The sequence below is a fragment of the Klebsiella sp. K4 genome (genome assembly GCF_014596785.2).
GTDB lineage: Bacteria > Pseudomonadota > Gammaproteobacteria > Enterobacterales > Enterobacteriaceae > Klebsiella > Klebsiella pneumoniae.
Map to the genome: position 1 here is coordinate 3,118,144 of NZ_CP115021.1, position 14,471 is coordinate 3,132,614.

Consider the following 14,471-nt stretch of genomic DNA (forward strand, 5'->3'; position numbering starts at 1 on the left):
CGCATAACATTAACCGTTAGTCTTATTGCGAGTACTGGAACGACGGTTGCTGTTGTTACCCTGGCGCGGATTAGCGCTGGTCTGGCTGTGACGCTTCACCGCCCGACGGATCTGATTGGCTTTCAACCGCCGACGGTCTTTCTCGACGGCAACCTTAGAGCTGGTTTCCGGCGTGAGCTCCACCAGCTCGCGCAGGTAGTTGGTCTGCGCCAGGTCCAGCTCGGTATAGCCGCCGCGCGGCAGGCCTTTCGGCAGCAGAATATCGCCGTAGCGCACGCGGATCAGACGGCTGACCTGCACGCCGACCGCTTCCCACAGGCGACGCACTTCGCGGTTACGCCCTTCGGTCAGGGTAACGTTATACCACTGGTTAATCCCTTCGCCGCCGGTGAATTTGATAGTTTTAAACGCTGCCGGACCATCTTCTAACTGTACGCCGCGCGACAGCTGGCGCAGCTTATCATCATCCACCTGGCCGAAAACGCGAACGGCGTACTCACGCTCGACTTCACGGCTCGGGTGCATCAGGCGGTTGGCCAGTTCGCCATCGGTGGTGAACAGCAGCAGGCCGCAGGTATTCACGTCCAGACGACCAACGGCAATCCAGCGCGCGCCGCGCAGTTTAGGCAGACGATCAAACACCGTCGGGCGTCCTTCCGGATCGTTACGGGTGCACAGCTCGCCTTCCGGCTTATAGTAAGCCAGCACGCGGCAGATCTGCTCGGCAGACTCTTTCACCGAGATCAGATGACCATCGATACGAATTTTTAAACCAGGGACAATTTCCACACGATCGCCGAGGGTGGCGATTTTGCCGTCGACGCTGACGCGGCCAGCTTCGATTTTCGCTTCAATTTCACGGCGGGAGCCGTGGCCGGCGCGGGCCAGCACTTTTTGCAGTTTCTCGCTCATTGAGCTTCCTTAAGGTGTCGCCTTCCCAGGCGTCTGGTATGCTTTCAAAAACAACGAGTTAGCCTAAAACTCAACTTAACTCACTGATCTGTAAATATTTCATGGCACACAGCATGGCAAACAACGTATCACACAAGCTGTCACACAATGATTCGTGGGCGCACATACTACACGAATTTTAGACTAAATGATTCAACAAGTTTTGTGCGCCTGAGTCTTTCTGAACTTGGACGTATAACGATGAGCAATCCGGAACAGTCAAGCACAGCGAACGGGAAAACGCTGTGTGTCTACTCCAACAGTATCTACACATTTACCTTCGTCACGGAGTCGCAGCATTGCCCGTACAGCAAAAACTTCGACATAGTCGATAGTAAATGAATCGCGCCATAACATTCACAAAATAAATATTTTAAAACGCAGTTTCATTTTTATGAAAAACAACTTCCGGCACATGGGTGTTATTTGTACAATGAATTACGTATGAAGATTAATTCACAACAAGCAGAGGGACTTATGCAGCAATATACCAACGAAATCACACCCGAAATTAATGAGGCCCAATCACAACCGCCTTACGACGAAGAGCTTTTGTCACTCTGCGATGACAAAACCCGGAAAGAACTTGAGGAAATTAAAAAACAGCATCTAAGCCGCCCGTTAGCTCACATTTTCCGGTTTGCAGTCGTTGGAAGTCTGACCCGTCGCGGTGGAGTCATTCGCCATGCTTCAGGCGGTGCGACTACCGGAGGATTACAAGTTGCTCGGGTAGGTGACAAGGTTGTATATGCTGATGGCAGCGAGTCCACTATTATTTCCGGTGCTGGCAAGGCCCGAATCATGCAGGGCGCATCCGCTGCACTCGTTGGCAGTATGCTTGATAATGGTGATGAAATAATCTCTACCCCACAATCGTGCAGCAAACTGGTTTTTCGTGAAGGCCGCGAACTCCCGGAAGGATTCTTGACCGTGTCAGGGAGTAAGCACTGATGGGCGTTAAGGGATACTATTTATTCAGAGGTGATAAGACACGATGTGGTGGCGTTATCACTGAAGGATGGAGCGACCACCAGCATTTTGACAGAGATATGTCCTGTGAAGGGCATAAAGTAACTTGTGGTAAACATCCAGGGCTTTACCGTATTTGTGGTGGGCTTGATGATGACATACACGGCAAAAGGATTGCCGGAACACTACACAGTTATAGCTCCTGCCCCTGTAAATCCAAATTCATCAATTCAAACTGGGATGATGATTACGAACTTGGTGGAGAAGCAACGGTAACGCACACTGATCTACCTCACCTCGTCAAGATGCCTGAACTTCCAGGGCCGATTGAGTCAGAACCGGAACAGAACGCCCAAACAGCAAAAAAGAAAACAGGTATAGATGCAGGTTTTGCCGTTATCACTTATGGCGGTACTACGGAAGCGTGGCAACGCCTGTTATTCACTGAAAACCCACCAGCAGGGGCAAAAGAGCTATTCTCTATTCTGAACGGCCCGGATGAAAGATACAAAGCTGGTTCGATTATGCTTCTGGTTGATCCAGAGAAACAGGACGACGAGCAGATTGCCCACATGAAAGCCGCGAAAGCGCGAGTTGATGCGGCGTTAGAACCGCTGACAATCCAGGAAGCTAACTTGCTGCACAAACACTACGCAACCATAGCTAATTTCACCAGCTACGCTGATACAGGAATTGGCCTTGCTGCTGATCCTGTTGGAAAATACTTTGAGAGTATCGAAAAAATACTCAGAGAGATTCAAGAAACGTATAAGAATACCTACATAACGAGAGGCTCGTTGATAGGAGAACAATTTTACGTTCAACGTAGCCAGTTGTTTAAAGAGCTTGAATCAATACTTAAAGTCAGATTCCTGAATAAGGCTATGAAATTCGGAGAGTATACAAAAATAAAAAAGCACTTGGCCTATCCAGCAGTTCTATTACCCACAAATGGAATGAAACGGGGATCAGTGACATTGAAGGCTATGCTACCCACATCGAACGGGCAGCTAAATACGTAAAAGCAATGCGTTACACTGGTTATTTAGGCATTGGTTTTAGCGGACTGCATTCACTAAATGAAATAAATGAGGCTTGTTCTGTTGGTCGCGAAGCTGAATGTACCAAGAAAAAGTATACTGAGATTGGTAGCTTTGCTGTAGGTACGGGGGTTGGTGTTGCTGGTGGCTATTTAGCAATACCTCTTTGTATCGCTATCGGTGTTGGTACTGCTGGTGTCGGAGGGCTTGCTTGCTCTGTGATTGCTGGGGCTGGTTTAGGCTATGTCGGTAGTAGTGCAGGTGGCGCATTCGGTGAATGGGGTGGAGAGCAGCTGTATGAAACTTTCGGTAATTAATTTTATAATTATGCATCGTAACTCGATTGGATTGGTATTGTGTCTATGCCTAATACTTACGGGGGTTATTTCAATTATTTACGATCGCATTTCGAAAAATAAATTCATTACTCTCTGTTCGCTATTTGTTGAAAAATTTGGCGCAAGACCAGCAGAGGCTTTAATTTATCAGGATGGGGGGTTCTTTTTCTCGTTTATGCGTGATGCATTTTTTATTAAAGCATTATACTTTAAAGAAAACTCATTTCATACGCGAGGAATGGATAATGAACAAATTCGATTCATTAAAGAACTTCCTAATCAGTATACCGATTGGTTACGTGTAAAAGTACGATTTTCCGCGGTCGGTATTATTTTTTTATTCATGATGTTATCAGTTTTCTATTTGCCATCATTCATTTAATTGAAATAAATAGCCAAGAGCAAAACTTGGCTATTTTATTCACTCCCAATCAGTATCATCAATTACATAAGAAACTGAGGATAAGGGAAACGTATGCAATTAGCGCATAGCGATCCCTCATATTGATCTTTGGCAAAAAGTCTATTCAGAGAAAAAATGATGATGTCGATTATATACGGGAGCTACCTGCAAACATCAAATACTGGTTTATCGCCGAATTGTTGTGTTCATTGGTAGGTTTTATTGCTCTACTAATTGGTGGTATCTGTCTTTGGGTCGATAAATGATTAATTCAGCAGAACTGATCATCTGCGGGTTAGGAAGATTAAGCCTCATCTGCGGTATAGCTGTTACGGTGCTCTCATTTATCAACAAAAAGCGCTTCTCCGCGACCTGTACGCTGTAAAAAGAAAAACTTCGTCGGGAAAGCTTCTGTTCGCCGCGCCCCGTCTTTAGTATGGAACAGATTTTCCTCATTCTCCTGTGCCCATTCACGCATACAGATCTTTATCGGACAGCGCCCCCCCTCACTACGCGCGCTCCTCAGCAACGGCCGGGCGCTGGCCAAGCAGCCAGTCGCGAAAACAGCGGTTGGCAGGCGCCAGCAGCGCGGTCTCGTGGTAAACCAGATGATAGGCCAGCGGACAGGCGATGGGCTGCGCCAGAGGATTAACCAGCCGCCCCTGCGTCAGCGCAGGCGCTATGAATGAGCGTCGCAGCAACGCCATCCCCATACCGGCGAACGCCGCCTCCGTCACGCCGTTGGAATCAGTGAACACCGGCCCACGCCGCGCGAAGTGCGGCGCCAGCCCCACGGCCTCACACCACAGCGCCCAGTCTTCACGATGTTCATCGTGCAGCAGCGGATACTGTAGTAGATCGCTCTCATCGGTGAGCGTCCGGCGCGGAGCAATCAGTTGCGGGCTACAGACCGGCATCAGATCGTCATCCAGCAGGCGGTAAGCCTGCAGTTCCGGCCAGCCGCCGACACCATGACGCACGGCAAAATCGATCCCTTCACTCAGCAAATCCACTCGCCGGTTGGTGGTGCCGATCTGGATCTCTATCTGCGGATAGCGTCGTTCAAAATCAGCCAGCCGCGGCAGCAGCCACTGAATGGCGAAGCCGCTGGTACAGCTGATAGCTACCTTTTCTGGTCCCGGGGGCACCTGCAGGCGCTGGGTGGCGGCGGCTATCTGATGAAACGCCGGCTGAACGGCCCGCAGGTAGATCTCTCCCACCGCCGTTAACTGTAACCGTCGCGGAGTACGGATAAATAGCGGGACATTCAGCGTCTCCTCAAGGCGGGCAATCTGCTGGCTGACAGCGCTGGGCGTGACGCAAAGCTCACTGGCGGCCAGCTTCAGGCTGAGCAGCCGCGCCGCCGCCTCAAAGCAGCGCAACGCATTCAGCGGCGGGAGTTTCATGGGTATGGAACCTCAGTTAAGAAAAACTTAATCATGTAAGCATAACGCGTTTGTCGCACGCTGCACGTGGGTTCTACAGTTGACTTCCTTCGTGACTACAAGGAGTCAATCATGCGTGTTATCGACTATGGCCGCCTGCTGCTGCTCGCCGCCCTCTGGGGCGCCAGCTTTTTGTTTATGCGCATCACCACCCCGGCCTTCGGGGCGTTGAACAGCGCTTTTCTTCGCGTACTGTTCGCCGCTATCGCGCTCGGTCTGTTACTCGGCGTGCAGGGTAAATGGAGCGGGTATCAGGGAAAATTCACATCCACTCTGCATCTGGGGGTCATTAATTCAGGCCTTCCTTTTCTCATGTACTGCCTTGCCGCGCAATGGCTGCCGGCAGGGTACTCCGCCACGCTTAACGCCACGGCGCCGATGATGGGGGTGCTGATCGGCGCGTTATGCTTTGCAGAACCGTTAACCCTGCGCAAAGGCGGCGGCGCGATACTGGGCGCCATTGGTGTGGCGGTGATCGCGCGCCCGACATCTGGCCTTAGCGCCGCCCTGCTGCTGCCGGGGATTGGCGCCTGCCTGACCGCGACCGCCTGTTACGGTCTGGCCGGCTTTCTGACCCGCCGCTGGATCCAGCAGCGAGGCGGCCTCGAGGCTGAACGCGTCGCGCTGGGTAGCCAGGTCGGCGCCACGCTGTTTCTGTTTCCTTTCTTTCTCTGGTCCTGCTGGTATGGGCCAGCCGTAGACTGGCGGCAGAGTCTGCCGTGGATAGCGATAGTCATGCTGGGCGTGGTCTGCACGGCGGCAGGGTATATTCTCTACTTCCGCTTGATTGCAGATATAGGGCCGCTGCGTTCGCTGTCGGTGACCTTTTTGATCCCACCTTTTGCGGCGCTGTGGGGCTATCTCTGCCTCGGAGAGACAGTGGAGGAAGGATTGATTCTCGGCGCGCTGCTGGTTTGTGTAGCGCTATGGATGATTATCGTGCCGTCGGGGCGAAAACGCGGGGTACCGGACGGCGCATGATGCACCGCCCGGCAGATAGCCTTAGAGAAACGGCCTCACGTCGCCGACGCCTTCGCGCAGCACCACCGGGGTGTCTTCAGTGAGATCGATAACCGTGGTCGGCTGCTGCCCAAGGAAACCGCCGTGAATGATGAGGTCCACCACTTTCTCCAGACGATCTTTGATCTCTTCCGGGTCGGATTCGGTAAAGTCGCTGCCGGGCAGCATCAGCGACGTGGAGAGCATCGGCTCGCCTAAGGTCTCGAGCAACGCCTGAGCGATGGGGTTAGACGGGACGCGCATGCCGATGGTTTTACGCTTCTCCTGCAGCAGCCGACGCGGCACCTCTTTGGTCCCCTTAAGGATAAAGGTATAGTTGCCCGGCGTGTTGTTTTTCATCAGGCGAAACGCCACATTATCCACAAAAGCGTAGGTTGACAGCTCGGACAGATCGCGGCACATCAGGGTAAAGTTGTGGCCGTCCGGCAGCTGACGAATGCGGCAGATCCGCTCCATCGCCCCCTTGTCTTCAATTTTGCAGCCCAGCGCGTAGCCGGAGTCGGTAGGATAAACGATTACCCCGCCCTTACGCACAATCTCCACCGCCTGGTTAATCAACCGCGCCTGCGGGTTATCCGGATGGATATAAAAAAACTGGCTCATACTTCCCTCTCAATTTTTATTCGGCGGCCGCTTCCCAACTGTGCCAGACGCCTTCCACGCCGGCAGGAAGCCAGAGCTTACGGCCAAGTTCGATCCACGCGCAGGGCTGATGAAAATCGGATCCCTGCGACGCCAGAAGACCAAACTGCACGGCCAGGGTGGCCAGCTGGGCGCGTTCATGGGGCGCCTGCTGACACTGGGCCACTTCCATGGCATCACCGCCCTGCTCGCTAAAGTGGGCCAACAGCCGCTTCAACCACTTGGCGGAGAGATCGTAGCGCCCGGGATGGGCAATCACCGCCTTGCCGCCAGAATGATGAATCACATCAATCGCTTGTTTTATTGTACACCACTGCGGCGGCACGTAACCGGTTTTCCCGCGGGCAAGGTATTTTTTGAAGACTTCCGCCATGTTTTTCGCATGGCCGGCCTCCACCAGAAAACGGGCAAAATGGCCGCGGGTGACGGCGCCACCGTCCGCCAGTCGCAGCGCCCCTTCCCAGGCGCCGGGGATCCGCGCCTTCTCCAGGCGCTCGGCAATCATCTGACCGCGCTGCTGGCGCCGCGCTTTCTGCTCCTCCAGCAGGGCGGTCATCGTTGGGTGCGCAATATCAATATTCAGACCCACAATATGAATCTCGTGATTCTCCCAGAGGGTGGAAATCTCGACGCCGTTCACCAGGGTCAAGGGTAATCCGGCGCGGGCGATCTCCTCCCGGGCCGCCGGGATCGCCGCCACGCTGTCATGGTCGGTGATCGCCAGGGTGCCGACGCGCATCTCATGGGCGCGATGGACCAGTTCCTGCGGAGTCAGCCGCCCGTCAGAGGCGGTGGTATGGCTGTGCAGATCGTAAATCACTGCGTATTGGCTGTCGCTCAAAAGGACTCCTGCTGGACATCAACGTAAATAAGCGCATTATCATACCGACAGGCAGAGAAAATCTGCAAACAAGGGTTGACTTTATTCCATTGAACTAGTTAACTAGTACGCAAGTTCACATGAAGGGGTATCACGATGAAAATGCACTTTATCACTCTGCACAGCTGGTGGCGCACCTCCTGACGACGGGCGGCGTGATCGCGTTTTGCATTCAGCATACAGATACCCGGCCCGCCAATGAGCGGGCTTTTTATTGGACAAAAATAATACGAACAGGCGAGAACAATAATGCAAACATCCAAACCGGCACTCGAGCTTCTCACCAGCGACGCCATCTACCGGGAGAACCCGACGGCGTTATTCCACCAACTGTGCGGCGCCCGTCCGGCGACGCTGCTGCTGGAATCCGCTGACATCGACAGCAAAGATGACTTAAAAAGCCTGCTGCTGGTCGATAGCGCGCTGCGCATTACGGCCCTTGGTGACACTGTCACTATTCAGGCCCTCTCCGCCAACGGCGCGGCGCTGCTGGAACTACTGGACGGCGCGCTGCCCTCCGGGATCAACAATCAGCGCCAGCCCAACGGCCGCACCCTGACCTTCCCGGCCGTCAGCGCCCTGCTCGATGAAGACGCCCGTCTCTGCTCACTGTCGGTGTTTGACGCCTTCCGTCTCCTGCAGGAGCTGGTGAGCGTTCCGGACAACGAGCGCGAAGCGATGTTCTTCGGCGGCCTGTTCGCCTATGACCTGGTGGCCGGTTTTGAAGATCTTCCCCAGTTGCAAAGCGACACCGCCTGCCCGGACTACTGCTTCTATCTGGCGGAAACCCTGCTGGTCATCGACCATCAGACCAAGCATACCCGCATTCAGGCCAGCCTGTTCACCCCGCTGGAGAGTGAAAAACAGCGCCTGGAGCAGCGCCTGAGCCAGCTGCGTCAGCAGCTGAACGAGCCGCCGGCGCCGCTACCGGTTACCACCGTGGCCGAAATGCGCTGCGACGTTGACCAGAGCGATGAAGAGTACGGCGCGGTGGTGCGCAAAATGCAGCGCGCGATCCGCGCCGGGGAAATCTTCCAGGTGGTTCCTTCCCGCCGCTTCTCGCTGCCCTGCCCATCGCCGCTGGCCGCTTATGATGTGCTGAAGAAGAGCAACCCCAGCCCGTACATGTTCTTTATGCAGGACAATGATTTCACCCTGTTCGGCGCCTCGCCGGAAAGCTCGCTGAAGTATGATGCCGTCAGCCGTCAGATTGAGATCTACCCCATCGCCGGCACCCGGCCACGCGGCCGCCGCGCCGACGGCTCGCTGGATCGCGACCTCGACAGCCGCATCGAGCTGGAAATGCGCACCGATCATAAAGAGCTTTCCGAACACCTGATGCTGGTGGACCTGGCGCGTAATGACCTGGCGCGCATCTGCACCCCGGGCAGCCGCTATGTCGCTGATTTAACCAAGGTTGACCGCTACTCCTTCGTGATGCATCTGGTCTCCCGTGTAGTAGGCGAATTGCGTCAGGATCTCGACGTCCTCCACGCCTATCGCGCCTGCATGAATATGGGCACCCTCAGCGGCGCGCCGAAGGTCCGCGCCATGCAGCTGATTGCCGCCGCCGAAGGTAAACGCCGCGGCAGCTACGGCGGCGCGGTGGGCTATTTCACCGCCCACGGCGACCTCGACACCTGCATCGTCATCCGTTCCGCCTACGTGCAGGAGGGTATCGCTACCGTCCAGGCCGGAGCCGGCATTGTGCTCGACTCGGTTCCCCAGTCGGAAGCGGATGAGACCCGAAATAAAGCCCGCGCGGTGCTGCGCGCCATTGCCCAGGCCCATCACGCGAAGGAGATTTTCTGATGGCTGACATTCTGCTGCTCGATAATATCGATTCCTTTACCTATAACCTGGCAGACCAGCTGCGCGCCAACGGCCATAACGTAGTGATTTATCGCAACTCCGTTCCGGCGCAGGCGCTGATTGAGCGTCTGGGCACCATGGACAACCCGGTGCTGATGCTCTCCCCGGGCCCGGGTACGCCAAGCGAAGCCGGCTGCATGCCGGAGCTACTGACCCGTATGCGCGGCAAGCTGCCGATCATCGGCATCTGCCTCGGCCACCAGGCCATTGTCGAAGCCTACGGCGGCTATGTCGGCCAGGCGGGGGAGATCCTTCATGGCAAAGCCTCCAGCATTGAGCACGACGGCCAGGCGATGTTTGCCGGTCTGGCTAACCCGCTGCCGGTGGCGCGCTACCACTCGCTGGTCGGCAGCAATATTCCCGCCGGGCTGACGATTAACGCCAATTTCAACGGTATGGTGATGGCGGTGCGTCACGATGCGGATCGGGTGTGCGGCTTCCAGTTCCACCCGGAATCGATCCTCACCACCCAGGGCGCGCGACTGCTGGAGCAGACCCTGGCCTGGGCGCTGCAGAAGCTGGAGCATACCAACACCCTCCAGCCGATCCTTGAGAAACTGTACCAGGCGGAAACCCTGAGCCAGCAGGAGAGCCACCAGCTGTTCTCCGCCGTCGTGCGCGGCGAAGTGAAGCCTGAGCAACTGGCCGCCGCGCTGGTCAGCATGAAAGTGCGCGGCGAGCAGCCGCAGGAAATTGCCGGCGCCGCTACCGCGCTGCTGGAAAACGCCGCGCCGTTCCCGCGCCCGGACTACCTGTTTGCCGACATCGTTGGCACCGGTGGCGACGGCAGCAACAGCATCAATATCTCCACCGCCAGCGCCTTTGTCGCTGCGGCCTGCGGGTTAAAAGTGGCGAAACACGGCAACCGCAGCGTCTCCAGTAAATCAGGCTCTTCTGACCTGCTGGCGGCCTTCGGCATTAATCTCGATATGAACGCCGATAAATCCCGCGCCGCGCTTGATGAGCTGGGCGTCTGCTTCCTGTTCGCGCCGAAGTACCACACCGGTTTCCGCCACGCGATGCCGGTCCGTCAGCAGCTGAAGACCCGCACCCTGTTCAACGTGCTGGGGCCGCTGATCAACCCGGCGCATCCGCCGCTGGCGCTGATTGGCGTCTACAGCCCGGAACTGGTGCTGCCGATCGCCGAGACCCTGCGCGTGCTGGGTTATCAGCGCGCGGCGGTGGTGCACAGCGGTGGGATGGATGAAGTTTCACTGCATGCGCCTACGGTGGTGGCCGAACTGCATAACGGGGAAATTAAAAGCTATCAGCTGACCGCCGACGACTTCGGCCTGACGCCTTACCATCAGGCGCAGCTGGCGGGCGGCACCCCGGAAGAAAACCGTGACATTCTGACGCGCTTGCTACAAGGTAAAGGTGAAGCCGCTCACGAAGCCGCCGTCGCCGCCAACGTCGCCATGTTGATGCGTTTACACGGGCATGAAGATCTGAAAGCTAACGCTCAGCAGGTACTGGATGTGCTGCACAGCGGCGCGGCCTATGACAGAGTGACCGCCTTAGCGGCAAGAGGGTAAAGAATGCAAACCGTTTTAGCAAGAATCGTTGCCGACAAAGCGATTTGGGTGGAAGCCCGCAAACAACAACAACCGTTAGCCAGTTTTCAAAATGAGATCGTTCCGACGCAGCGCAATTTCTATGACGCGCTGGCCGGCACCCGCACCGCGTTTATTCTCGAGTGCAAGAAGGCCTCACCGTCGAAGGGGTTGATTCGCGAGGATTTCGATCCGGCAGCGATCGCCAGCATCTACAAGCACTACGCCTCGGCGATCTCGGTGCTGTGTGATGAGAAATATTTCCAGGGCAGCTTCGATTTCCTGCCGATCGTCAGCCAGGTCGCGCCGCAGCCGATCCTGTGTAAGGACTTCACCATCGACCCTTACCAGATCTACCTGGCGCGCTACTATCAGGCCGACGCCTGCCTGCTGATGCTCTCGGTGCTCGACGATGAACAGTATCGTCAGCTCTCGGCGGTGGCTCACAGCCTGAATATGGGCGTGCTCACCGAAGTCAGCAATGAAGAGGAACTGGAGCGCGCCATCGCCCTGAAGGCGAAGGTGGTGGGCATTAACAACCGCGACCTGCGCGATATGTCGATTGACCTTAACCGCACCCGTCAGCTGGCGTCGCGTCTCGGCCCGGATGTCACGGTGATCAGCGAATCCGGCATCCATACCTATGCCGAAGTGCGCGAGCTGAGCCACTTCGCCAACGGCTTCCTGATCGGCTCCGCGCTGATGGAGCAGGCGGATCTGGAAGCGGCGGTTAAACGCGTGCTGCTCGGCGAGAACAAAGTGTGCGGCCTGACGCGCCCGCAGGATGCCCAGGTGGCCTGGGAGTCCGGCGCCATTTACGGTGGGCTGATCTTCGTCCCGACCTCGCCGCGAGCGGTGAATGACGCCCAGGCCAAAGCGGTGATCGCCGCTGCGCCGCTGCAGTACGTCGGCGTCTTCCGCAATGCGCCGCTGGAGGAGGTGGTCGCCCGCGCGCAGGCTCTGGGGCTGGCCGCCGTGCAGCTGCACGGTGATGAAGACCAGGCCTATATCGACGCGCTGCGCGACGCTCTCGCGGACAACGTCCGCATCTGGAAAGCGCTGAGCGTCGGCGAAACCTTCCCGGCCCGTACGCTCCGCCATGTCGACAAGTACCTGCTCGACAACGGCCAGGGCGGCAGCGGCCAGCGCTTTGACTGGAGCCTGCTGCAGGGCCAGGATCTGCGCAACGTCATGCTGGCGGGCGGCCTCGGCGCCGATAACTGTGTGGAAGCGGCCAAAAGCGGCTGTGCCGGACTCGATTTCAATTCAGGCGTAGAGTCGCAACCCGGGATTAAAGACGCCAGCAAGCTGGCCTCCGTATTCCAGACGCTGCGCGCATATTAAGGAGCAATAATGAGCACTTTACTGAACCCCTACTTCGGCGAATTCGGCGGCATGTATGTGCCGCAGATCCTGATGCCCGCCCTGCGCCAGCTGGAAGAAGCCTTTGTCAGCGCGCAGAAGGACCCGGCCTTTCAGGCGGAATTCACCGACCTGCTGAAAAACTACGCCGGTCGTCCGACGGCCCTGACCAAATGCCGGAATCTGACCGAAGGCACCCGCACCACCCTGTACCTGAAACGCGAAGATCTGCTGCACGGCGGCGCGCACAAAACCAACCAAGTGCTGGGCCAGGCTCTGCTGGCCAAACGGATGGGCAAAACCGAAATTATCGCCGAGACCGGCGCCGGCCAGCACGGCGTCGCCTCAGCGCTGGCCAGCGCCCTGCTCGGCCTGAAATGCCGTATCTACATGGGCGCCAAGGACGTCGAGCGCCAGTCGCCGAACGTCTTCCGTATGCGCCTGATGGGCGCCGAGGTGATCCCGGTGCACAGCGGCTCCGCCACGCTGAAAGATGCCTGTAACGAGGCGCTGCGCGACTGGTCCGGCAGCTACGAAAAGGCGCACTATATGCTGGGCACCGCCGCCGGTCCGCACCCGTTCCCGACGATTGTGCGTGAATTCCAGCGCATGATTGGCGAAGAGACCAAAGCGCAGATCCTTGAAAAAGAGGGCCGCCTGCCGGACGCGGTGATCGCCTGCGTCGGCGGCGGATCAAACGCCATCGGCATGTTCGCTGATTTTATCGAGGAAACCAACGTCGGCCTGATCGGCGTGGAGCCCGCCGGACACGGTATCGAGAGCGGCGAGCACGGCGCGCCGCTGAAGCATGGCCGCGTTGGGATCTACTTCGGTATGAAGTCGCCGATGATGCAGACCGCCGACGGCCAGATCGAAGAGTCTTACTCCATTTCCGCCGGGCTGGACTTCCCGTCCGTTGGGCCGCAGCACGCGTTTCTGAACAGCACCGGTCGCGCTGACTATGTGTCGATCACTGACGACGAAGCGCTGGACGCGTTTAAAGCGCTTTCCCGCCACGAAGGGATTATCCCGGCGCTGGAGTCCTCTCACGCTCTGGCCCACGCGCTGAAGATGATGCGCGAGAACCCGGAAAAAGAGCAGCTGCTGGTGGTTAATCTCTCCGGCCGCGGCGACAAAGACATTTTCACCGTACATGACATCCTGAAAGCGCGAGGGGAAATCTGATGGAACGCTATGAGACGCTGTTTGCCCAACTGAAAAATCGCCAGGAAGGCGCCTTCGTCCCCTTTGTCACCCTTGGCGATCCGGGACCGGAGCAGTCGCTGAAAATTATCGATGCGCTGATCGAAGGCGGCGCCGATGCCCTTGAACTGGGGATCCCTTTCTCCGACCCGCTGGCGGACGGCCCGACCATCCAGGGCGCGGCCCTGCGCGCCTTCGCCGCGGGAGTGACCCCGGCGCAGTGCTTTGAGATGCTGGCGGCGATCCGCCAGAAGCATCCGACCATCCCAATCGGCCTGCTGATGTATGCCAACCTCGTCTTCAGCCCGGGCATCGATGCGTTCTATGCCCAGTGCGCCCGCGTCGGCGTCGACTCGGTGCTGGTGGCCGACGTGCCGGTGGAAGAGTCCGCCCCGTTCCGCCAGGCGGCGATGCGCCATAACATCGCGCCGATTTTCATCTGCCCGCCCAATGCGGATGACGATTTACTGCGCCAGATTGCCTCTTATGGCCGCGGCTACACCTATCTGCTGTCGCGCGCCGGAGTGACGGGTGCGGAAAATCGCGCCGCGCTGCCGCTGCACCACCTGGTGGAGAAGCTGGCGGAATATCACGCCGCGCCGCCGCTGCAGGGCTTTGGTATCTCCGCGCCGGAGCAGGTGAGCGCCGCCATTGACGCCGGAGCCGCCGGGGCTATCTCCGGTTCCGCCATCGTCAAAATCATCGAACGCCACCTCGATGAGCCGCAGACCATGCTCGACGAGCTGAAAGCCTTCGTCCAGAGCCTGAAGGCAGCGACCAAAACCGCCTGACC

General features: G+C 57.2%; 14 protein-coding genes and 1 other annotated feature. Of the genes, 10 read left to right on the plus strand and 4 right to left on the minus strand.

Translation table 11 applies throughout. The features are described 5' to 3' along the window. Positions 1 to 9 precede the first annotated feature (9 nt). Positions 10 to 912 (minus strand): 23S rRNA pseudouridine(2605) synthase RluB, encoded by a 903-nt coding sequence (gene rluB / locus IB144_RS15600; RefSeq protein WP_002901746.1) that lies wholly within the window; start codon positions 910 to 912, stop codon positions 10 to 12. Between the two features lie 147 nt (positions 913 to 1,059). Between rluB and IB144_RS15605 the strand changes: the two genes are divergently transcribed. The 4 genes from IB144_RS15605 to IB144_RS15620 all read left to right on the plus strand — a co-directional run bounded on the left by IB144_RS15605 (position 1,060) and on the right by IB144_RS15620 (position 3,277). Beyond that, positions 1,060 to 1,293, plus strand: a complete 234-nt coding sequence (locus IB144_RS15605; protein WP_071579624.1) for a hypothetical protein — start codon at positions 1,060 to 1,062, stop codon at positions 1,291 to 1,293. Positions 1,294 to 1,395: 102 nt separating this feature from the next. Further along, positions 1,396 to 1,902 (plus strand): PAAR domain-containing protein, encoded by a 507-nt coding sequence (locus IB144_RS15610; RefSeq protein WP_004190748.1) that lies wholly within the window; start codon positions 1,396 to 1,398, stop codon positions 1,900 to 1,902. After that, complete coding sequence (locus IB144_RS15615) at positions 1,902 to 2,942, plus strand: PAAR domain-containing protein (protein ID WP_223168829.1); 1,041 nt, start codon at positions 1,902 to 1,904, stop codon at positions 2,940 to 2,942. Before IB144_RS15610 ends, IB144_RS15615 begins: the two co-directional genes overlap by 1 nt. 5 nt (positions 2,943 to 2,947) lie before the next feature. Beyond that, on the plus strand, positions 2,948 to 3,277 hold the full coding sequence (locus IB144_RS15620) for a hypothetical protein (RefSeq protein ID WP_223168830.1): 330 nt from the start codon (positions 2,948 to 2,950) through the stop codon (positions 3,275 to 3,277). A gap of 933 nt (positions 3,278 to 4,210) precedes the next feature. On the opposite strand, the gene gcvA is transcribed toward IB144_RS15620, so the two are convergent. Next, positions 4,211 to 5,107 (minus strand): transcriptional regulator GcvA, encoded by an 897-nt coding sequence (gene gcvA / locus IB144_RS15625; RefSeq protein WP_040216353.1) that lies wholly within the window; start codon positions 5,105 to 5,107, stop codon positions 4,211 to 4,213. Between the two features lie 111 nt (positions 5,108 to 5,218). Between gcvA and IB144_RS15630 the strand changes: the two genes are divergently transcribed. Then, positions 5,219 to 6,127: a DMT family transporter gene (locus IB144_RS15630; RefSeq protein ID WP_046654389.1), complete on the plus strand. Its 909-nt coding sequence runs from the start codon at positions 5,219 to 5,221 to the stop codon at positions 6,125 to 6,127. A gap of 21 nt (positions 6,128 to 6,148) precedes the next feature. Here IB144_RS15630 and IB144_RS15635 read toward each other — a convergent pair whose 3' ends face one another. Beyond that, complete coding sequence (locus tag IB144_RS15635) at positions 6,149 to 6,769, minus strand: L-threonylcarbamoyladenylate synthase (RefSeq protein WP_002901738.1); 621 nt, start codon at positions 6,767 to 6,769, stop codon at positions 6,149 to 6,151. A gap of 16 nt (positions 6,770 to 6,785) precedes the next feature. Further along, a complete protein-coding gene (gene rnm, locus IB144_RS15640) occupies positions 6,786 to 7,649 on the minus strand; it encodes an RNase AM (RefSeq protein ID WP_002901735.1) in 864 nt (287 codons plus the stop codon). A gap of 159 nt (positions 7,650 to 7,808) precedes the next feature. Beyond that, positions 7,809 to 7,904, plus strand: a sequence feature (Trp leader region). A 33-nt stretch (positions 7,905 to 7,937) separates the two neighbouring features. Between rnm and IB144_RS15645 the strand changes: the two genes are divergently transcribed. From IB144_RS15645 to trpA, 5 genes are read left to right on the plus strand one after another with little or no spacing between them, the layout of a single operon-like run. Beyond that, entirely contained in the window at positions 7,938 to 9,500 is a 1,563-nt protein-coding gene (locus IB144_RS15645; RefSeq protein WP_040216355.1) for an anthranilate synthase component 1, read from the plus strand. Next, on the plus strand, positions 9,500 to 11,095 hold the full coding sequence (trpD, locus tag IB144_RS15650; protein ID WP_004148109.1) for a bifunctional anthranilate synthase glutamate amidotransferase component TrpG/anthranilate phosphoribosyltransferase TrpD: 1,596 nt from the start codon (positions 9,500 to 9,502) through the stop codon (positions 11,093 to 11,095). The genes IB144_RS15645 and trpD overlap by 1 nt, the downstream gene beginning before the upstream one ends. A 3-nt stretch (positions 11,096 to 11,098) precedes the next feature. Further along, entirely contained in the window at positions 11,099 to 12,457 is a 1,359-nt protein-coding gene (trpCF, locus tag IB144_RS15655; protein WP_040216357.1) for a bifunctional indole-3-glycerol-phosphate synthase TrpC/phosphoribosylanthranilate isomerase TrpF, read from the plus strand. 9 nt (positions 12,458 to 12,466) lie between these two features. Further along, a complete protein-coding gene (gene trpB, locus IB144_RS15660) occupies positions 12,467 to 13,660 on the plus strand; it encodes a tryptophan synthase subunit beta (protein WP_002901730.1) in 1,194 nt (397 codons plus the stop codon). After that, complete coding sequence (gene trpA, locus IB144_RS15665; protein ID WP_002901728.1) at positions 13,660 to 14,469, plus strand: tryptophan synthase subunit alpha; 810 nt, start codon at positions 13,660 to 13,662, stop codon at positions 14,467 to 14,469. Before trpB ends, trpA begins: the two co-directional genes overlap by 1 nt. The last annotated feature ends 2 nt before the right edge of the window (positions 14,470 to 14,471 follow it).